This is a genomic window from [Clostridium] polysaccharolyticum (assembly GCF_900111595.1).
Classification (GTDB): domain Bacteria; phylum Bacillota; class Clostridia; order Lachnospirales; family Lachnospiraceae; genus Clostridium_AI; species Clostridium_AI polysaccharolyticum.
On record NZ_FOHN01000001.1, the window covers coordinates 153476 to 175814 of the forward strand.

Genomic DNA, 22339 nt, shown 5'->3' on the forward strand with positions numbered 1-22339 from the left:
TTTTTTACTACTAGCATATATATAGTGCCTATTGACATCATCCTGGCTATCTGCTACAATAAAACCGAATTAGGGAATGAAGTTCTCCCTTGGGAAACCAGAACCGCATATTAAGCTGATGACTTCTGTGAACATTCACAGGATCGTCGGCTTTTTTTATTTGATAAGAAAGTCCTCTGTGAGTCTTTCCCTATCAAATAAAAAGTGCCCTGAAAAAGAAGGGCACAGGATGCACACAGATGGGTAAGGAAGATAGTCGCTAAAAGACAGCGACAGCTAAAAGACAGCGACAGCTAAAAGACAGCGACAGCTAAAAGACAGCGACACCCATCTGGCATGGCAAAGTCTGAGTCCCTTCGAGTACATTCCAGTCACGAGAGTCTGAGGAACTCAGGATTTGTTCCGTTATAAGAAATTCCGTTACGCTTCATTTCCAACAGCCACCAAAAAGGAGGAACCAAAATGCTTACAAGTTTCGCATTCATATTTATTGCTGGACTTTTCTTTAGCCGCATATTTCAAAAACTAAAATTGCCAGGCCTAATTGGCATGATACTGGCAGGAATCCTAATAGGACCAAATTTAGGGAATCTGCTAGACAAAACCATACTAGATATTGCTCCAGTGCTTAGACAATTTGCATTGGTCATTATCCTGACCAGAGCAGGCTTGTCCCTTGATGTTACATCCCTGAAAAAAGTAGGCAGACCCGCACTTCTTATGTGCTTTTTGCCAGCCAGCTTTGAAATTGCAGGAACCATACTGTTAGCACCAATGCTGTTAGGAGTAACCCGCAAAGAAGCTGCCATTATCGGTGCTGTTATTGCCGCCGTTTCCCCAGCCGTTATCGTTCCAAGAATGATTCAGCTTATAGAAGATGGATACGGAACCAAAAAAAGCATTCCTCAGCTCATCTTAGCAGGAGCTTCCGTAGATGATGTATTTGTCATTGTAGTATTTACTGCGTTTATTGCATTAGAACAAAAATCATCGGTCAGTGCCACTCAGTTCAGTGCCATACCAGTTTCCATACTTCTAGGCATAGCAGGAGGAATTATGGTGGCAATCCTGTTAGGCATTTTATTTGACCAATGCAGCCTTACGTCTATACAAAAGCTGTTAGTGGTGTTAAGTGCCTCCTTTCTTATGATCGAGTTAGAAAATCAGTTAAAAGGAAGGGTTCCTGTATCAGGGCTCATTGCTATAATGAGTATTGGACTTGCCTTTTATCAGAAGAAACCAGAGCTGGCAAAGGAACTTTCTGAGAAATACAATGGACTGTGGACTGCTGGAGAAATCCTTTTATTTGTATTAGTGGGAGCAGCAGTGGATTTACAATATGTAAAAACGGCAGGTGTTATGGCAATTATTTTAGTGATAGGGGCACTGGTATTTCGCATGGCAGGAGTATTTTGCTGTATGGCAGGAACGGAACTGGATAAAAAAGAAAGACTGTTCTGTATGATGGCATACACACCAAAAGCTACCGTTCAGGCAGCAATCGGAACGGTACCATTATCCTTAGGGTTAAAATGCGGGAATACTGTTTTGACTGCAGCAATTCTGGCAATTTTAATTACCGCACCGTTTGGTGCTATCTGCATTGACAGAAGCTGCAAAAAGTTATTAGAAAAGGCATAGAATAAAAGTATGAAATAATAAGCATGATTTTTAGAAAAATTTAAGTTTTTTGAAAATCATGTTTTTATATTGCAAAGAATCGACACAATATGGAAAATAAGGTATAATAAAGACAGGCTTTCTTTTAAGACATGCATATTGAAGAAAATATAAATGGGATTTAAAGGAGGAAATTATATGAAGTTAAGAAAAAAGGGATTTTGTATTATGTTAGGATGTGCCATTTTAGGGACTATTTGCGGAAACGGAGGTACCGTCAATGCATTTAAGCCAGCTTCCCATTATGCGCTGGTAGATCGGGTGGCTGATGAACTGCCAGCAAAAAGCCTTATTAAAAAAGCAATAGAAACCTATCCACATGTAGCAGCCTGGGGAGCTGTGGGACCGGACTTAGGATATGGGCAGATTCGTGGAATTGCAGGATATGCACCATGGGCTGACCGTTACCATTATTACAAAGTAGGTACATTTGCAAAAGAACTGATGAAAGAAGCATTAGCTTCTAATGACCTTGTGAATATTGCATTTGCGGCAGGCTGGATATCCCATATCAGTGGAGACTTGGCATGCCACGGTATATTTGTAAATCCAGAATGTGGTGTATATCTGGATAATGAAAAAACAAGAGATTTGCATGGTGAATTAGAAAGCAAAGCAGAACCTTATGTCTGGGCAGTTTTAGGCGGTTATGGAAACAGTACCTATACAGAATCTTATCTTTCTAAGGCTTATGCAGACAAAGATAAGATTCCTTTTGACCTGTTAAACCGTATTTGTGAAAAAGTATATCATACTTCGGAATCGGTAAATACGGAAAAGCTTTGGGCTGATGCTATATCTGTAGGGTTAAGCACAGGTGTAGGCTATACTTATGAAAATGCCAGTGAGTCGTTACAGTTTCTTAATCAAAACGGAAGAAAGAAACGGTTAGAACAGGCATTTTCTTTGGCAAAAGTCCAGTGTGCTTCTTTATTAAAGCAGGCAGAAAAAGGTGATTACAGCAGTTTTACAGACAGATGGAATCTGGATGTGGGAGAAAGCCAGTCACCTATCAGCAGTTTAACCGTTACGGTAAAAACAGGCACTAAATCAGGAGCAGGCACCGATGACGATGTGTATTTTAAGATGGAAACCAGATCCGGTGACCAGAAAAGCTGGTTATTGGACAAAGCAGGATACGATGATTTTGAAAATGGAGACAAGGACGAATATTATCTTTATCTGAATGATGCCCGTTTTACGCCAGATAATGTGAAAAAAGTATGGATAGAAAAAAAGAAAGTAAAGTTTTCTATAGGAGAGGCGTGGTATCTAAGCAGTGTAGACATTAATGTAAATGGAACAGCCATGCCTTCTAAAAAAATTGAGAAATGGCTAAATGGAAATGATTCCATTTCCTATGCAGTGGACTGGTCTTCTGTAGAGAATACATCTGACCCAGTGATAAAAGAATAGAAAAAGATGCTATGGATAAGGACGTTGCTGTAACTGTTAAAAAAATAACGGAACAAAAAATTAGAAATGTATGGAATTAACACGAAATGCAGAATAAAGTACATATAACAAGACAATAATGGGAATGTAAGAAGTTGTTCAGGAAATAAACTAGGGGATTGTACTTGTTTTTGTACAAAATGACGAAGAATAAGTGTTGAACCATGTCGATATTTGTACGAAGGGTTTGTTGACTTTTTAACAAACATTTAATATACTATACCCGTAAAAAACAGACAGTCAGCTGGCTGTTAGTGAATAAACAAAACAAATCGTATATTAGGACATAATATAACAACATCAGAGTAGGAGAATATTACGATGGCAAGGAAAGAAAAAGCAGTAGAAAAAGCAGCAGTGAAAGTACAGGAAACAGACTTAGTTGATAACGTAGAAGCTTTACAACTGAGAATAAATGAAATCAGGGAAGCACAAAGAATTTTTGCTTCCTATACACAAGAACAAGTAGATGAAATTTTCAAAGCTGCAGCTTTAGAAGCAAACAAACACAGAATTGCATTAGCAAAAATGGCAGTTGAAGAAACGGGCATGGGTATCGTTGAAGATAAGGTGATCAAAAACCACTATGCAGCAGAATACATTTATAACACATATAAAACAGTAAAAACTTGTGGTGTTGTAGAAGAAGATAAATCTTTCGGGATTAAGAAAATTGCAGAACCAATTGGAGTTGTGGCAGCAGTTATCCCAACAACAAACCCAACATCAACAGCAATCTTCAAATCTTTATTAGCATTAAAAACACGTAATGCAATCATCATCAGCCCACATCCACGTGCGAAAAAATCTACAATTGCAGCAGCAAAAATCGTATTAGACGCAGCAGTTGCAGCAGGAGCACCAAAGGGAATTATCGGCTGGATTGATGTTCCGTCTATTGAATTAACAAATGAAGTTATGAGAAGTGCAGACATCATTCTTGCAACAGGTGGTCCTGGAATGGTGAAAGCTGCTTATTCTTCAGGAAAACCAGCTTTAGGCGTAGGTGCAGGTAATACACCAGCTATTATTGATAAAAGTGCAGACATTTTATTGGCAGTAAACTCTATTATCCACTCTAAAACATTTGATAATGGCATGATTTGTGCTTCTGAACAGTCCGTAATCGTTCACGAAAGCATTTACGAAGCAGTAAAGAAAGAGTTCATGGAAAGAGGCTGTCACGTATGCAGTAAAGAAGAGACAGACAAATTAAGAAAAACAATTTTAATTGACGGTGCTCTTAATGCAAAAATCGTTGGCCAGAAACCAGTGACAATTGCAAAATTAGCTGGATTTGATGTACCGGAACATACAAAAGTTTTAATTGGTGAAGCAGAAAGTGTTCAGATGGAAGAACCACTTGCACACGAAAAGCTTTCTCCAGTATTGGCAATGTATAAAGCAGCAAGCTTTCAAGAACAGATTGAAAAAGCAGAACAGTTAGTAAAAGATGGTGGATTTGGACATACTTCTTCCTTATACATCAACTTAGGAACTGGACAGGATAAAATCAAAGTATTTGAAGAAGCAATGAAAACTTGCCGTATTCTTATTAATACTCCTGCAGCACAAGGTGGCATCGGTGATATTTACAACTTCGCTTTAGCTCCATCCTTAACATTAGGCTGTGGTTCTTGGGGTGGAAACTCTGTTTCCGAAAACGTAGGTGTAAAACACTTAATGAACATCAAGACAGTAGCTGAGAGGAGAGAAAATATGCTTTGGTTCAGAGCTCCAGAAAAAGTTTATTTCAAGAAAGGCTGCTTGCCAGTTGCACTTGCTGAATTAAAAGAAGAAATGAATAAGAAGAAAGTATTTATCGTAACAGACTCCTTCTTATACAAAAACGGATATACAAAAGTAGTAACCGATCAATTAGATGAAATGGGCATCCAGCACACAACCTTCTATGAAGTGGCTCCAGACCCAACATTAAAATGTGCAAAAGAAGGCACAAAAGCTATGAGAGCATTTGAACCAGATGCAATCATTGCGATCGGTGGTGGTTCTGCAATGGACGCCGCTAAGATTATGTGGGTAATGTACGAACATCCAGAAGCAGATTTCTTAGATATGGCTATGCGTTTCATGGATATCAGAAAACGTATTTACAAATTCCCTAAGATGGGACAGAAAGCATACTTCATTGCTGTTCCAACATCTTCAGGTACAGGTTCTGAGGTAACGCCATTTGCCGTTATCACAGATGAAAAAACAGGCGTAAAATATCCATTAGCTGACTATGAATTACTGCCAAAAATGGCTGTTATTGATGCTGACATGATGATGAACCAGCCAAAAGGCTTGACAAGTGCTTCTGGTATTGATGCTTTAACCCATGCTCTTGAAGCTTACGCTTCCATCATGGCAACAGATTACACAGATGGTTTAGCATTAAAAGCGATGAAAAACATTTTTGCATACTTGCCAAGTGCTTACGAGAATGGTGCGAACGATCCAGCAGCTCGTGAAAAAATGGCGGATGCTTCTACAATGGCTGGTATGGCATTTGCCAATGCATTCTTAGGAGTCTGCCACTCTATGGCTCACAAACTAGGTGCATTCCATCACTTGCCACACGGTATTGCCAATGCATTATTAATTACAGACGTTATGAGATTTAATGCAGCAAGCGTTCCTGCAAAGATGGGTACTTTCTCTCAATATCAATATCCACATTGCAAGGACAGATATGTGGAATGTGCGGATTTCTTAGGAATTCAGGGGAAAGATGCAGATGAAAAATTTGAAAATTTAATTGCTGCAATTGAAGCATTAAAAGAAAAAGTTGGAATTAAGAAAACCATTGCTGAGTATGGTGTAGAGGAAAAAGACTTTTTAGAAACATTAGATGAAATGGTGGAACAGGCATTTGATGATCAATGTACTGGTGCAAACCCAAGATATCCATTAATGAGCGAAATTAAGGAAATGTTCTTAAAGGCTTATTATGGGAAATAAGATTTACTAAGTCTGGATGGATATTAGCTGGAGGCTGTTGCTTTATTTTGTGTAGAGCAACAGTCTCTTTTGGTTATCAGCAGAATTACGGTGAAAAATCGGAGGCGAATCGTAATTCTTTATTACTGGAAAGAGATGCACACCAATGAGTAAGGAAGTCAGCCCCTAGAAAATAACATTTTACAATAAGGGGAGTATTCGAAATGTGTTTTCCTGCCTAAGTTGCCATGAAAGTATGGATATGGTATTATAGAATCCATAATATTGTAAGCAGCAAGGAGATTAAAATAGATGAAGACATTAGTGATTGCAGAAAAACCTTCTGTTGGCCGTGATATTGCCAGAGTTCTGAAATGCAGTAAAAATAGGAATGGTGCAATAGAAGGAAATCAATATATCGTAACTTGGGGACTTGGCCATCTGGTAACCTTATCGGATCCAGAGCAGTATGATCCTAAGTATAAAGAATGGAATATGCAGGATCTTCCCATGATTCCAAAATACCTTCGTTTAGAAGTAATCAGACAGACAGGCAAGCAGTTCCATGCAGTAAAATTCCAGATAAACCGGAAGGATGTAAAGGAAATTGTCATTGCCACAGATGCAGGCCGTGAAGGAGAGTTAGTGGCACGCTGGATTTTAGAAAAGGCAGGAAACCAGAAGCCAGTCAAACGTTTATGGATATCTTCCGTAACAGATAAGGCAATTCGCCAAGGATTTGCCAATCTAAAGCCGGGCAAGGACTATGACAATTTATACCGTGCCGCAGTATCTCGTGCAGAGGCAGACTGGCTTGTTGGGATTAATGCTACTCGTGCATTGACCTGCAAATACAATGCCCAGTTATCCTGCGGGCGTGTGCAGACGCCAACTCTTGCTATGATTGCCAAGAGGGAAGAAGAAATCCGTAACTTTAAGCCTGTACCATACTATGGACTTACTGCATCTGTTACTAGAAAAAATGGATTCAAACAATCTATGAAAATGCAATGGATAGAGAAAAAATCCAGAAGTAACCGCAGTTTTGACAAAGATAAAGTAGAATCTCTTCTCAAGGAGTTAAAAGGGCAGGAAGCGAAAGTTGTACAGGTATCCCGTAGCGAAAAGAAAAAACCAGCACCACAGCTATATGATTTAACGGAACTGCAGAGGGAAGCCAACAAAAAATACGACTTTTCAGCCAAAGAGACATTAAACATTATGCAGCGTTTATATGAAAATCATAAAGTGCTGACTTATCCAAGAACCGATTCCAGATATCTGACTACCGATATTGTGGATACCATAAAAGAACGGTTACAGGCTATTAGCGTAGGTCCTTACAGAAAACTGGCAGCACAGGTAAAGACAGTGAAGCCCACGAAAGCCTTTGTAGATAATAGTAAAGTTTCCGATCATCACGCAATTATTCCGACGGAACAGTATCCACAGCTAGAGCATATGTCATTGGAAGAACGAAAGATTTATGATTTAGTTGTAAAACGTTTCTTAGCGGTATTGTATCCTGCTTACGAATATGAGCAGACATCTGTGGAAATCGAGATTGGTGGACAGACCTTTACAGCCAAAGGAAATCTTGTGAAAAAGGCTGGATGGAAAGAGGTGTATGACAACTGTTATGAAGAGGGAGAAGAAGAAAATACAGATGTCATTGCAGTGAATCAAGGGGAATGGCTTGAAGTATCGAACTTAGTTATGACAGAAGGAAAAACAAAACCGCCAGCCCCATTTAACGAAGCCACTTTATTATCTGCTATGGAAAATCCAGTGAAATACATGGAGAGCAGGGACAAGGAAGATATTAAGACATTAGGTGAGACAGGTGGTTTAGGAACAGTTGCTACAAGAGCCGATATTATCGAAAAATTATTTCACTCCTATCTGTTAGAAAAGAAGGGCAAGGATATTCATATTACAGCAAAAGCAAAACAGCTTTTGGAACTTGTGCCAGCAGACTTGAAAAAGCCGGAATTAACAGCAGACTGGGAGCGGAAATTATCCAGAATCGCCAAAGGATCCTTGCGCCGGGATGCATTTATGGCCGATATTAAAGCCTATACCAATGAGTTAATAGAAGAAATCAAATCAGGAGAGGGAAAATTCCGTCACGACAATCTTACAAATCATAAATGTCCTAATTGCGGAAAATACCTGCTTCTTGTAAAAGGAAAAAACAGTACGAAACGTGTGTGTCAGGATAGAGAATGCGGGTATAAGGAAACCGTTTCCAGAACATCCAATGCAAGATGTCCGAAGTGCCATAAGAGAATGGAATTGTTTGGAACAGGAGATAAGCAGATGTTTACTTGTGTATGTGGACATAAAGAAAAACTGGCTGCCTTTCAGGAGAGACGTAAGAAAGAGGGGGCAGGCGTTTCGAAAAAGGATGTTGCCAAGTATATGAATAAAATGAAGAAAGAGGATGCACCATTGAATACAGGACTGGCAGCTGCGTTAGCGAAGCTGGAACTGGATTAGTTTTTAATCCGTATAAGCGAGAAAACAGCAGAAGAGCAGACAGGTGCAGATACAGCATAAAACAGCATTAGGTATATAATATATCCCTTGTTACTGCCATAGAGGGCATGACAAGGGATATATTTTTATCGACGGACTGAACCAGCTGGCTTAGAAAGTGGCAGGTTTCGTCTTTTAATAAAACAGGCAGTAATCCAGTCACTGGCTGCCAGTGTAAATACAAACAGCAAAAGCACTTCTATTACAGAATGTTTAAAATATCCAAATACAAGATTGCCATAGCCAATGAAAATCCAATGAATAATATAAAATACGTTAAGTTCTTTGCTCCAGCGGACAAGAGTATTTTTTAAGAGAGAAGGGAGGGTTTCGGAAGCAAAATGCCAAAAGCCAGTCCAGAGAAGAATCAGTTCCAAGGTCATAAAGTTTCCAAACCAGTTCATATGAAAATATTCCATATCAAAGTATCCATCAAGAGCACCACAGTCAATGTGCAGTTCATACATGAGGGTAATCAGCGGAAAGAACAAAAGCCCTGTAAAAGTCAGGATTTTTCGGTAGAACTGATCGGTGTCTTTGTATGTAATCAGCTGTTTTCCAAATAAATATCCCGAAATTGGGAAGAAAATCCATGATAGGAAAGGAAACCATGTACAGTCCCAGGTGCCCCATATAAGTCCGGTTATGCTAGCTAAGGTACGGGTTTCAAACTTGAATGGAAGCAGTATTACATTTAAAATGGCACAGAATGCATAGAATACGATAAGCCAGTAATCCTTTAATCTGGTTGATTTAAATACTCCTATAAAAAGGTAAGAAAGTCCGGCAAATGGAAGAATGTCTGTACAGAGCAGATAGTCTTTGGCCGTTTCAAATAAGGAAGTATCGTGCTGTATATAGCTTTGGATTGTGTAAGGAATAAAGTCACGAATGAAATTTAAAACATAACCAAGAAAGAAAAGAAAAATGCCACGTTTTATAAATTGACGACTGGACTGCTTGTGGGTATAGACCATGCCAACTCCCATACAAAACATAAAGACAGGAGGGGTCAAGGGACCGCCTAAAAAAAATACAAGATGGGAAAAGAAGCCTTTTGTTTGTATTGCAGCAGAACCATAATCCTCATAACAATGCACTAGAACCATAAAAAGGATGGCATAGCCTTTTACAATATCAATTTCTAATTGACGTTTTTGGTTCATATAAAACCTCCTAGAATAGTATTGTTAATATTGTTATAGCACAATATTAGAAAAAGTACAAATGTAAATATTATGTGTTTTTTAGAAGAAATATAGCGTGAACGAAAAAATGTCGGGTATATTAAGCTACCCGACATTTTTTGTATCGTTTACATTATTTAATTTCCCTATGGAATTCCTGTAAGGATTTCAGTACCGGTTCATGGTGTTTTCTGGCTTTAATGCCTTCTACAGCGGCTTTTGCAGCAGCCATAGTAGTCATATAACTGATACGTGCCTTAATAGCAGCTTTCCGTACATAACTGTCATCCCATTCATTTTTTGAGCCAGCAGGAGTGTTGATTACGATATTTACTTCACCATTGGTAATGGCATCCAATACATTAGGTCTGCCTTGCTGTAATTTGTAGATGGATTTGCATGCAATGTCATTTTCCTGTAACGAGTCATAGGTACCGCCAGTTGCTAAAATCTTGAATCCAAGATCTGCAAATCCTTTGGCAACTTCAATGGCTTCCGTTTTATCTTTGTCATTTACACTGATAAGAACCGTTCCTTCTAATGGAAGGCTAGTCTTAGTAGCTTCCTGTGCTTTAAAGAATGCCTCTCCAAAGTTGGAAGCCATGCCAAGAACCTCACCAGTAGAACGCATTTCCGGTCCTAATAATGGGTCAACTTCTGGGAACATGTTAAATGGGAATACTGCTTCTTTGACACCATAGTGAGAGAATTCTTTCTCTTTTAAGGTGTTTAAAGAAGATGGTTTCTTTGTAAATTCTTCCGTCATGATTTCCGTAGCAATCTGTACCATCCGGATATCGCAGACTTTGGATACCAAAGGCACAGTACGGGAAGCACGAGGGTTTGCCTCAATAACATAAACTTTTCCATTTTCAATTGCATACTGCATATTCATAAGACCACGGACATTCATTTCTTTCGCAATCTTCATGGTGTATTCTTTAATGGTTTCCAGATTTTCTTTGGAAATGTTCTTGGATGGCAGGATGCAGGCAGAGTCTCCAGAGTGGATGCCTGCAAGCTCAATATGTTCCATAACAGCAGGAACAAATGCTGTTTTGCCATCGCTGATAGCGTCCGCTTCACATTCGGTTGCATGATTTAAGAAACGGTCAATCAGGATTGGCCTGTCAGGTGTTACGCCAACAGCAGCATTCATGTAAACACGAAGTGCTTCGTCATCATGAACCACTTCCATGCCACGTCCGCCAAGTACATAAGAAGGACGAACCATGACCGGATAGCCGATTTTATGTGCGATAGCAAGTGCTTCGTCAACATTTACAGCCATGCCTGCTTCTGGCATTGGGATTCCTAATTTATCCATCATAGCACGGAACAGGTCACGATCTTCTGCTAAGTCAATTGTTTCCGGAGTAGTTCCTAAAATGTTGACACCATGTTTTTTTAACTGGGAAGCTAAGTTAAGCGGAGTCTGGCCGCCGAACTGGGCAATAACCCCAAGCGGTTTTTCTTTTTCATAGATGCTTAATACATCTTCCAGTGTTAAAGGCTCAAAATACAATTTATCAGAAGTATCGTAGTCCGTAGATACTGTTTCAGGGTTACAGTTAATAATAATGGTTTCAAAGCCTAACTTCTTTAATGCTTTTGCGGCATGGACGCAGCAGTAGTCAAATTCGATACCCTGGCCGATTCTGTTAGGACCGCCGCCAAGAATCATGATCTTAGGTTTGTCTTCGTTTGCTTTGCTTAAGTCAGGAGCGTTGTAAGTAGAGTAGTAGTAAGCAGAATCTTTTGTACCGCTTACATGTACCCCTTCCCAGGACTGGCTAAGACCAGCATCTAAACGGGCTTTTCGGATTTCGTCTTCCGGTACTTCTAATAACTGGCTTAAGTATTTATCAGAGAAACCATTTTTCTTAGCAGCGACTAAGACATCAGCAGCAGGAACGGAACCTTTGCTTTGTAATAAAGCTTCTTCTTCCTCTACTAATTCTTTCATCTGCTCTAAGAAATAAGGTTTGATTTTGGTTAAATCATAAAGTTCTTCAACAGTAGCACCTTTACGAAGTGCTTCATATAAAATAAACTGGCGTTCACTTGTTGGAATGTGAAGCATATTGATTAATTCTTCTTTTGATTTGTCGTGGAAGTCTTTTGCAAAACCTAATCCGTAACGTCCTGTTTCAAGGCTTCGGATGGCTTTCTGGAATGCTTCTTTATAAGTTTTGCCGATACTCATCACTTCGCCAACAGCACGCATCTGGGTACCCAGTTTATCTTCTACTCCTTTGAATTTTTCAAAGGCCCAGCGGGCAAATTTGATTACAATGTAATCGCCGTCTGGTTTGTATTTATCAAGAGTTCCATATTTGCCACATGGAATATCGCATAAATCAAGGCCTGCAGCAAGCAGGGAGGAAACAAAAGCAATAGGGAATCCGGTTGCTTTGGATGCAAGTGCGGAAGAACGGGAAGTTCTTGGGTTGATTTCGATAACGATAATACGTCCTGTTTCCGTATTTCTTGCGAACTGGACATTAGTACCACCGATTACTTCAATTGCATCTACGATTTTATATGCCTGGCGCTGTAATTCTGCCTGTACATCTTCAGAAATGGTAAGCATTGGAGCGGAACAGAAGGAATCCCCTGTATGAACTCCAAGTGGGTCGATATTTTCAATGAAGCATACGGTGATTAAATTTCCTTTTGCATCACGTACCACTTCCAATTCTAATTCTTCCCATCCGAGTACGGATTCTTCTACAAGAACCTGGCCAACTAAGCTGGCTTGAAGACCACGGGAACAAACGGTTTTTAATTCTTCTTTATTATATACAAGGCCGCCGCCGGCTCCACCCATTGTATAAGCTGGACGAAGAACAACTGGATAACCTAATTCATCTGCGATTTTCAGAGCTTCTTCAACAGAATATGCCACTTCGCTTCTTGCCATCTCGATTCCTAAAGAATCCATGGTTTTCTTAAATTCGATACGGTCTTCACCACGTTCGATAGCATCTACTTGAACACCAATGACTTTTACGCCGTATTCGTCTAGAACGCCTGCTTTTGCTAATTCAGAACAAAGATTTAATCCGGATTGGCCACCTAAATTAGGAAGTAAACCGTCTGGACGTTCTTTTGCAATAATCCTGGTTAAGGATTCTACGTTGAGAGGCTCAATGTAAGTAACGTCTGCCGTTTCCGGATCTGTCATGATCGTTGCCGGGTTTGAGTTTACTAATACGATTTCATAGCCAAGTGACTTTAAGGCTTTGCAAGCCTGGGTTCCGGAATAGTCAAATTCACAAGCCTGACCAATGATAATAGGACCAGAACCGATTATTAATACCTTATGTATGTCTTCTCTTTTCTTCATGATACCCTCCAATTAATCGTCAACATAAATTGGCATACTGTAATTAAATTTATAAAGACTGATTTTATTCTTATCTATTTTCTTATGAAATGGGAGATTTGTCAAGAAGTGTTGGGGAAAAGTATGGAAATTATAGAATCTGCAGATAAGATGGAATTGAATTCCATTCCACATAATGGTAAAATAAAACGAGAAATTTAATTGAAAGGAAAGGTATTTTGTACTATGATGATGAAAAAAATTATGGAAAGCATTCAGAATGTATTAGGGGAAGAAGGAATTGAGAAAGAGCTGAAAGCGGATATGGATCTAATCAATGAGGTAGGATTGGATTCTTTACAGCTGGTTAACGTGATTCTGGATTTAGAAGAAGAATTTGGTTTATGCATTGATTTTGATGAGTTTGACTTTGACGAAGTAAAGACCATCCAGCTGCTTGCAGATTATCTGGAGGCGTTACAAGATGGAACAAAATAAAACAGGGAACAGGATTTATGCAGCCAAGTTTGATTCGGAGAGATATTGGCAGCCGGAACATATTGTGATGCTGCCAGCTATCCGGAACAATAGCTTGGATAATATTGTGTGTGCAATGGATGAATTAATGTTTGCGTTATGCCAGAATCAAGAAGATGTTGTTTTAACGGGGCTTCCAATGAATCCAGTACATCTTGCCTATTTGCATAAGCTTGGATTTCAATTTACCAATCAGTATTTGGAAGAAGAAATGGAGGGAAAATCCTGTGAGTATCATGCAGAAAATTATAAACTGCATGATGTTTCCCAGAATGCGGTTCTGGAAACCTATGCAATTCTGCCAGAGTATGAAGTACTGGCCAAACAGAACCACATTTGTTATCCACATCCAGAACAGGATGCAGTAGCAAACGTAAATTCTAAAGTTTACTCTACGGAGTTGTCAAAAAAGCTTGGATTTAGCCAATATGCTAAGATTGTAAGGGACGAGGCATCGTTTCTCCGGGAAGGAAAACGCATTCTGCAGGAAAATGGCGGGCTTATCATCAAGGAAGAATATGGGGTTTCTGGAAAGGGGAATCTAAAGATTACCGAAGAAAAAGCATTTCAGACTGTCTGCCGGAATATTGCCATGCAGTGCAAAAAAGGCAAGGAAATCAGGTTTATTTTGGAACCGGCTTTTCAGGTGGCAAAAGACTTTTCTGTTCAGTATTATATCCATAAAGATACTGGAAAGGCAGAAAGGATTTCTGTCCAGCAGATTCTGAATCAGGAAAGAGCCTATCATGGTTCCGTCACAGCAGATGAGGAACTGCTTCTCTTATTAGAACAGAGAGGCTATTTTAAAATCATGGAGCAGGTAATGGAACAGCTTTATAAAGACGGCTATTTTGGTGATGTCTGCGTGGATAGCATGATTGTGGAACCGGATATGCTGGTTCCAGTTGTAGAGATTAATGCAAGAAAATCCATGAGCCTGATAAAAAAGAACCTGGAAAGCAGGCTGGTTCAATTAGGTTATGACAATGAGGAAATATGTACATTTTATATAGATGCCATTGTTCATCCAAAGCTTTGCATGGAAGAAGTTTTGAGACGGATGCAGGAGGCAAAGATTCTTTTTACTGTGGATTCGGGAAAAGGGGTTATTCCACTTACTTCCAATACTCTGTTTATTAATTTAAGAAAAAAAACAGAAAAAAATCAAAAAGGAAGGATGTATTTTCTGCTGGCAGGGACCAGAACAGAAGTAGCACAGTACAGGGAAAAAGTTACAGATCTATGTAAAACATTTGCAGAGGGATAGGAGAAAGCATGAATATTAAATTATTAACTTCCGCTATGGGATTAGGAACCTATGTGCCTGCCCTGCATTTAAGGGAATATTTCAGGCAGCAGGGGTATACGGTAACTATGGATGTGTTTGAAAATTATTTTAGTGAAGAAGTTCTTGCCAAGTATTTAAAGAACAAAAGGGAGTATCATAAAAGCTTTAAGGTGGCAAAGCTTGGACATAAACTTGCACAGAAGAAGCTTGGAACTGCATTAGAGGAAGAAATGATAGATGCAATTTCAAAAAAATGGGAAAAGGAAAAAGTGCAGAAGCTGGTTATTTTATCAGGAAACTGGATACCAGTAGTAGAACAGTATAGAATGCAGATTCATGATGACAGCAGTCTGTGTGCCGTTATTGTACATATGGATATTGGAACTGCTCCATCCTGGAGCAATTTTAGCAATCCAGATCTGTTTTATAAAGAAATTCTTCCTATTGATGAAACGGGAGTCCAGTATATATTTGAAGTACCCGTACCAAAAGAGGACACTAGTGTACCAAAAGAAAAGCCGGTATTTAATATCCACGGCGGGGGTTGGGGAATGGGTGACTATCGTGAGAGAAAACAGGAGATACAAGCTGCAATGGATTGTCACATGTTCGTTTTGGCTCATGAACAGGAGGAAATGATACAGGAGAAGGATGTACAATATATTCTTATGGATACCAGATGGAAACCGTGGATAGCAGATGAATCTGGGGAATATGAGTTTCCTGTTATGCTAGATGGAGAAACGGGAAAGAAACTGGAAAATCAGAGCATGCATGATCTGTACCAGATTTATAAACAATGTGATGCGGTGATAAGTAAGCCTGGAGGTGGTACCATGCTGGATGGAATTGCATGCGAAGTGCCTATTGTATTTCTGGAACCGGTAGCGGAACATGAAAGAAAGAATCAGGAAGCATATGAAAAACTGGGACTGGGCATTTCTTTTTCAAAATGGAAAGAAAGCGGTTATTCACTGGAGATATTATCGGAGCTGAGAGAAAAAATCCGGAAAAACAAGAAAGGAAAACTGGGACTAGGTGCTTATATTGAGACATTATGGATGGAAAAATAGCATAGTGAGGAGGAATCGGCATGAAACAGCCAAAAACAACGAGAAAGCTATCAAAAGAGGAAGCGGTTATTTTAGCGAAGGCTGCTAAAAACATGTCCATTGTATCAAAAGGACTTAGAGAGAGTGCAGAGTTTTCAACAGATATGCCGCTTATATTAGGATTTAAGCTGACCAATAAATGCAATCTCCGGTGTAAGACCTGTTATGAATGGAATGAGCAGGGGTATCATCATAACATGAGTGCAGAGATGAAGAATCAGGAGCTGGATCCAGAATTATTTGACAAAGTAATGAAAGAAACTAGCAGTGTTAAGTCAAATGTTTATCTTTGGGGAGGAGAACCGCTTTTTCATAGTGAGTTTTCAAAATTGTCCTATGTATTGGAACGGGAAAAGAGGATTACTGCTATGTGTACCAATGGAATCCTGATCGATAAGCGTATGGACGATATTTTAAGATTTGACCATAATCTGGAACTGCTAATAGCAGTAGATGGATTTGAAGAAGAAAATGATGAAATCCGGGGAAAGGGAAATTACCAAAAAGTAATGCATCACATAAAAACCTTATTGGATATGCGTAAAAAAGGCCAATTCAAAGGAAAAATATCCGTTCATTGTGTCCTAAGCGGAAATATGGTGGATAAAATGTATGACTTTTTGGAATACATGGAAGAAATAGGGGTAGACTATGTGATTGTCTGTTATCCGTGGTACATAGCACCAGAGACATCTGTCAGGATGGATCATTATTATGAAGAACATTTTGGAACCTGTACCAGTTCAGTAGCAAGCTGGCATGCGTTTAAATTTAAATATCCAGAAGAGGAATATGAGAAAATCTTTGCCATTCATAAACGGATTTCAGAACGTACCTGGAAGAATCAGGTGAAATTCCAGCCAAATCTGGAACTTGACCAGATAGTACCATTTCTGGAAGACCGAAATGTAGTTGAGAACGCATATTGCTGTTATTCTGTGGCAGATCGTATGGAAATATTACCAGATGGAACCGTTACGACCTGCAAGCATTTTCCGGAATTTATTGTTGGTGATTTAAAGAAGAATACGGTAAAGGAAATCTGGAAGAATGAAAAATACAACCAGATCCGGAAAATGGTTCAGACAGGAAATATGCCGGTTTGCACAAAATGCAATAATCTATATCTTCATGGAAGAAAAAAAGAGAAAGGGTGTTAGCTGGTAATATGTCGGGAATACAGGTAAAAGGATTGACAAAGCAGTTTGTTTATACCAAAAAAGAAGTTGGTATGAAAAACTCAATTAAGAAACTGTTTCATTCAGAAAAAATCACGAAGGAGGCTGTAAAAAACCTTTCTTTTGAAGTGGAACAAGGTGAGATTGTGGGCTTCTTGGGACCAAATGGTGCAGGGAAAACAACAACGTTAAAAATGCTTTCTGGAATTTTATTTCCAACTAGTGGAGAAGCATCTGTGCTAGGCTATACTCCATGGGACAGGAAAAATGAATTTAAAAGACAGATATCCATTGTGTTAGGGCAGAAAAACCAGTTGTGGTGGGACTTGCCTGCCAATGAGTCTTTCTATCTGAATAAGTGTATTTATAAAATTGATGACAGAGAGTATCATAAAGTGATTGATGAACTATGTGAAATACTGGATGTAAAGGAATTGTTAAAGGTACAGGTTCGAGATCTTTCCCTTGGGGAACGTATGAAAATGGAATTGATTGCAGCACTGATTCATCAGCCAAAAGTCCTTTTTTTAGATGAACCTACCATTGGACTGGACTTGATTGCACAGAAAAAGATTCGTGAATTTTTAAAACTATATAACGAAAAACAGAAAACAACGGTTTTATTGACGAGCCATTACATGGATGACATAGAGGATTTATGCAGCAGGACGATTATTATTAATCATGGAGTGCTGGTATATGATGCAGACATACATGACATTAATAAGGAATTGAATAACCGGAAGGTGTTATCGTTTCAATTCAGTGAAAAATCAGACTGGACAAGCATGGAAAAATATGGGATTGTCAAGAAAGCGGATGAATTTGAAGTACATCTGGAAGTAGGGAGGGAAGAACTGCAGGAGGTTGCGGCGGAAATCCTGAAAGAGTATAGAGTGAGGGACTTTAATGTAATGGACATTCCACTGGAAGAAAGCATTGAAAAGATTTACCGAATGGAGGGAACAGGTTCATGATGGTATATAAACAGGCGTTTTCTTTGGGAATGCAAAAAGCAATGCGGTACCGGGCAAATTTCTGGATGGATTTGTTAAGCTTTGTTTTTCCGCTTTGCATCCAGTATTTTATGTGGACTGGTATATACGGTTCATCAAGGAATCAGGTGATTTACGGATATACATTAGGACAGATGCTAGTGTATGCGGTATATGCTGCTATTACCTCCAGACTTGTCTCGGTCAGTTTTGTAGGAGAAGTCAATAATGATATAAAGCAGGGAGGATTTGCGAAATATTTAGTCCGTCCAGTGAATTACCTGCCATATCAAGGAGCCTGTTTCTTAGGCGAGAAGATTATGAATCTTATTTTTGCTACCTTGCTGATGATTGGGATTTCCATATTTTTTATTCTGCACTATGGTGTGCAGTTTACACTGGCAACGTTTCTTTTTTACTATTTTTCTTTGATTCTGGCTATGATACTGAATTATTTTATATACATCTGTTTTTGCAGTGCTGGATTCTGGATGAAAGATGGTTCTGGAGCCATCTTTATTATGACATTAGTTGGAAATATTGTCAGTGGAGGAATATTCCCAATTGATATTTTCAGTAAGAATATACAGACTGTACTGAGAATGCTTCCTTTTACTTATACAACGTATTTTCCAGTTTCTATTATTGATGGAAATCTGGACCAGTCAGGAATTATAAGAGGATTTGCTTTGCAGGCAGTCTGGATTGTGGCAATGTGTGTTGTGACGGATGTGGTCTGGAAAAAAGGAGTAAAAAGCTATACCGCAGTCGGAGGCTGAGCAAGAAGGAGATTTGAAATGAATATAAAAGATTATATCCGTCTGTATTTTCATATGGTGAAATACAATATTATGGCACAGATGGAGTACAAAGTGAATTTTCTGCTTTCGGTTTTTACGGAAGTAGGGTTTTTATTAGCAAAAAGCCTTTACATCATTGTTGTGTTTTCTATTGGACTTTCCATTAATGGGGCAACCCCAGACCAGATTTTAATGTTTATTGGTTCCTATACTATAATAACAGGAATTATGGATTCGGTGTATTACCCTAATATTGCGTCCATACCGTCCTATGTCCAAAATGGGGAACTGGATATCTACCTTACAAAACCGGTATCTTGCCAGTTTTTATGTTCGTTCCGGAAATTTGATATTGGATTAGGAATTCCCAATGTTCTTGCTGGTGTCATTATGGTAGTGATTTCATGGGGAAGAACAGGAACCGATGTAAGCATAATCAATATAGTAGGATACATATGCTTTACCCTGGTTGGGTGCATAGTAACGTATCCACTGCTTATAATTCCAACCATATTGGCATTTAGACTGATCCGGGTAGATGCTTTGCAGAATATAATTTTTGCCCTTTGGGATTTTAACAATATGCCGATGGCTATTTATCATAAAAACATGCAGAGAATAGGTGTTTTTCTCATTCCGATTTTTCTGATTACCAATTTTGCACCAATGTTTGTATTTGGAATTCTTCCGAAGGCGTACATGCTATATTCCATTGTGGCAATCCCGCTTTTTGTATGGATTTCCATTCTTTTATGGAATAAGGCGATCAAAAATTATTCAAGTGCAAGCAGTTAAGAAATGGAGAAAACGATGGAAAAGAAATTACCACTTGCCAAACCAGTCATTGATTCCTTTGCTGGTTATGCAGCCATAAATAATATTGTGCTAAACTATGAAAAAGGGCGGGACTGGTTTGTCCAGAATTTTTTTAAGCTGGTTATCCAGTATGAGGAGACATATCATCAGGTATGTTTTGACTACTTGAACATAGATACGCTTTACATGGCTTCTTATAGCTGTTTTCAGCCAGAAAGTTACGTAAAATGGCCAATTGAGAATTATTCTATTCCGGCCAGTCAGGTAAAAGCAGGAAAATTTGTGGAATTCATTAGAAACCAGATAGAAAACGGCTTTTATATTATGGTGTTTTTGAACTGGAGGTATTTAAGAAAATACGGTTATGATAGGAATGGATTCCATGAAATTTTTGTGTATGGCTTTGACGATGAAAAGGAGGAAATATATGCAACTGGGTATCTTGCAGGGAAGCCATATGGGAAGCTTGTTCATTCCTACTGTGATATGGAAGAAGCATATGCCCATATGGATATATTCTGGAATCAGGAGATTGCAGATCATGTAAACCGGAATATTAAGAAAATCAGTTTATTAAAGTATAAACAGGATTTCCAGTTTGCTTTTTCCCTCCGTCAGTTTACGAAGGACTTAAAACGCTATCTTCATCTGGAAGAAACGGACTGGAATGTAGATCTGGCAATTACGTTTGCAAAAGATACAAAGAAACTGGCGTATGGAAACCAGCTTTATGAAGTGTTAGGCAAAATGCTTCGGAAAAATTGTGAGGCTGGTGAGAACGTGGATCTGACGGTGCCGTATGCCATCTACAATCATCTGGAAGGCATGCAGTATAAGATTGAATATCTGCTGGAAAAAGAATACATACGTAATGCTGGTGAAGCACAACAGTATAAAAATGTTGTAAAAGCAGGAAAAGCATTTCTGTTTACTGCAATCAAATATATCCAGCAGGTGACATGGGGCAAAAAAGCAGACAGAAGCTTAGGAGAAAAAATGCAATGCCAGTTATTAGATCTGAAAGAAAAAGAAGCGGTGCTATTGTATCAGATTTATGAGAAACTCAAATGGAATGAACTATAAATAGAAATTATAGTGTTTATAACAAATATTGATTTTACTTATAGTAAAAACTGTTGTATGATAATACTGTTAAATTTGAAAATATATTGATGATAATGAAACATAGGAGGAATTAATATGGTAACAGCTATTGTAGGTGCTAACTGGGGTGACGAAGGAAAAGGCAAAATTACGGACATGTTAGGCGAAAAATCCGACATCATTGTACGTTTCCAGGGAGGAAGCAATGCAGGACATACTATTATTAATGACTATGGCAAATTTGCGTTACACCTGCTTCCATCAGGCGTATTTTACAATCATACAACAAGTGTAATCGGGAATGGTGTTGCATTAAATATTCCATACTTATTCCGTGAAGTAAAAGAGATTGAAGAAAAAGGCGTTCCAGCTCCAAAGATTAAAGTTTCTGAAAGAGCCCAGATTTTGATGCCATATCATATATTATTTGACCAGTATGAAGAAGAAAGATTAGGAAAAGCATCTTTCGGTTCTACAAAATCCGGCATTGCACCATTTTATTCTGATAAATATGCAAAAATCGGTTTTCAGGTTTCGGAGCTATTTGCAGAGGAAGAAACATTACGTGAAAAAATTCATAGAGTAGCAGAACAGAAAAATGTTATTTTGGAACATTTATATCACAAGCCGGCTCTTGATGAAAAGGAATTATACAATACTTTAATGGAATACAAAGAGATGGTTGCACCATATGTCTGTGATGTGGCTGCATTTTTACAGAATGCCATTAAAGAAGGAAAAAATATCCTGCTAGAAGGACAGCTAGGTACATTAAAAGATCCTGATTTCGGCATTTATCCAATGGTAACTTCTTCCTCCACTTTAGCGTCTTATGGTGCTATCGGTGCGGGCATTCCTCCTTATGAAATTAAGAACATTGTATGTGTAGTAAAAGCTTACTCAAGTGCCGTAGGTGCTGGAGAATTCGTAAGTGAGATATTCGGAGATGAGGCGGAAGAATTAAGGAAACGTGGTGGAGATGCAGGAGAATATGGTGCTACAACAGGCCGTCCAAGACGTATGGGATGGTTCGATTGTGTTGCTTCTAAGTATGGCTGCCGTATGCAAGGTGCAACAGAGGTTGCATTTACAGTACTAGATGTGTTAGGATATTTAGATGAAATACCTGTCTGTGTTGGTTACGATATTGACGGAAAGGTAACAAAGGATTTCCCAACTACCGTACAGCTTGCAAAAGCAAAACCAGTATATGAAGTACTTCCAGGCTGGAAGCAGGATATCCGTGGAATTAAAAACTACGAAGACCTTCCAGAAAACTGTAAGAAATACATTGAATTTGTTGAGAAAGAAATTGAAACCCCAATCACAATGGTATCCAATGGTCCAGGCAGAAATGAAATTATAAGAAGATAATAGG

The 22339-nt window shown here is 38.8% G+C and carries 15 protein-coding genes and 1 riboswitch; of the genes, 13 read left to right on the forward strand and 2 right to left on the reverse strand.

Annotation, left to right across the window (positions count from 1 at the left end):
• Positions 1-63: 63 nt before the first annotated feature.
• Positions 64-135, forward strand: a riboswitch (Fluoride riboswitch).
• Positions 136-462: 327 nt separating this feature from the next.
• From BMY85_RS00730 to BMY85_RS00745, 4 genes are all read left to right on the forward strand, one after another.
• Positions 463-1641 carry a cation:proton antiporter domain-containing protein gene (locus tag BMY85_RS00730; protein WP_092475011.1) on the forward strand — a complete coding sequence of 393 codons (1179 nt, stop codon included), beginning with the start codon at positions 463-465 and terminating at the stop codon, positions 1639-1641.
• Between the two features lie 177 nt (positions 1642-1818).
• Positions 1819-3096, forward strand: a complete 1278-nt coding sequence (locus tag BMY85_RS00735; protein WP_177180561.1) for a zinc dependent phospholipase C family protein — start codon at positions 1819-1821, stop codon at positions 3094-3096.
• Positions 3097-3456: 360 nt separating this feature from the next.
• Positions 3457-6099: a bifunctional acetaldehyde-CoA/alcohol dehydrogenase gene (gene adhE, locus BMY85_RS00740; protein ID WP_092475016.1), complete on the forward strand. Its 2643-nt coding sequence runs from the start codon at positions 3457-3459 to the stop codon at positions 6097-6099.
• Between the two features lie 291 nt (positions 6100-6390).
• Entirely contained in the window at positions 6391-8577 is a 2187-nt protein-coding gene (locus tag BMY85_RS00745; protein WP_092475019.1) for a DNA topoisomerase III, read from the forward strand.
• A 125-nt stretch (positions 8578-8702) separates the two neighbouring features.
• Here the strand turns inward: BMY85_RS00745 and BMY85_RS00750 are convergent, their stop codons facing one another.
• Together BMY85_RS00750 and carB are read right to left on the reverse strand one after the other, a co-directional pair.
• A complete protein-coding gene (locus tag BMY85_RS00750; protein WP_092475022.1) occupies positions 8703-9782 on the reverse strand; it encodes a heparan-alpha-glucosaminide N-acetyltransferase domain-containing protein in 1080 nt (359 codons plus the stop codon).
• Between the two features lie 154 nt (positions 9783-9936).
• Complete coding sequence (carB, locus tag BMY85_RS00755) at positions 9937-13152, reverse strand: carbamoyl-phosphate synthase large subunit (RefSeq protein ID WP_092475024.1); 3216 nt, start codon at positions 13150-13152, stop codon at positions 9937-9939.
• A 201-nt stretch (positions 13153-13353) separates the two neighbouring features.
• On the opposite strand from carB, the gene BMY85_RS00760 reads away from it, so the two are divergent.
• From BMY85_RS00760 to BMY85_RS00800, 9 genes are all read left to right on the forward strand, one after another.
• The gene (locus BMY85_RS00760) at positions 13354-13629 is read left to right on the forward strand and encodes an acyl carrier protein (protein WP_092475027.1); all 276 of its coding nucleotides are present in this window, start codon (positions 13354-13356) and stop codon (positions 13627-13629) included.
• Positions 13616-14935 carry a hypothetical protein gene (locus BMY85_RS00765; RefSeq protein ID WP_092475030.1) on the forward strand — a complete coding sequence of 440 codons (1320 nt, stop codon included), beginning with the start codon at positions 13616-13618 and terminating at the stop codon, positions 14933-14935. The genes BMY85_RS00760 and BMY85_RS00765 overlap by 14 nt, the downstream gene beginning before the upstream one ends.
• A gap of 8 nt (positions 14936-14943) precedes the next feature.
• A complete protein-coding gene (locus BMY85_RS00770) occupies positions 14944-16029 on the forward strand; it encodes a hypothetical protein (protein ID WP_092475033.1) in 1086 nt (361 codons plus the stop codon).
• Between the two features lie 20 nt (positions 16030-16049).
• The gene (locus tag BMY85_RS00775; RefSeq protein WP_092475036.1) at positions 16050-17228 is read left to right on the forward strand and encodes a radical SAM protein; all 1179 of its coding nucleotides are present in this window, start codon (positions 16050-16052) and stop codon (positions 17226-17228) included.
• 8 nt (positions 17229-17236) lie between these two features.
• On the forward strand, positions 17237-18223 hold the full coding sequence (locus tag BMY85_RS00780; protein ID WP_092475259.1) for an ABC transporter ATP-binding protein: 987 nt from the start codon (positions 17237-17239) through the stop codon (positions 18221-18223).
• Entirely contained in the window at positions 18220-19020 is an 801-nt protein-coding gene (locus tag BMY85_RS00785) for an ABC transporter permease (protein WP_092475039.1), read from the forward strand. The genes BMY85_RS00780 and BMY85_RS00785 overlap by 4 nt, the downstream gene beginning before the upstream one ends.
• Positions 19021-19038: 18 nt before the next feature.
• A complete protein-coding gene (locus BMY85_RS00790; protein WP_092475042.1) occupies positions 19039-19836 on the forward strand; it encodes an ABC transporter permease in 798 nt (265 codons plus the stop codon).
• Positions 19837-19851: 15 nt separating this feature from the next.
• Positions 19852-20940, forward strand: coding sequence for a hypothetical protein (locus BMY85_RS00795; protein ID WP_092475045.1), 1089 nt, complete (start codon positions 19852-19854; stop codon positions 20938-20940).
• Positions 20941-21057: 117 nt separating this feature from the next.
• Entirely contained in the window at positions 21058-22335 is a 1278-nt protein-coding gene (locus tag BMY85_RS00800; protein ID WP_092475048.1) for an adenylosuccinate synthase, read from the forward strand.
• The last annotated feature ends 4 nt before the right edge of the window (positions 22336-22339 follow it).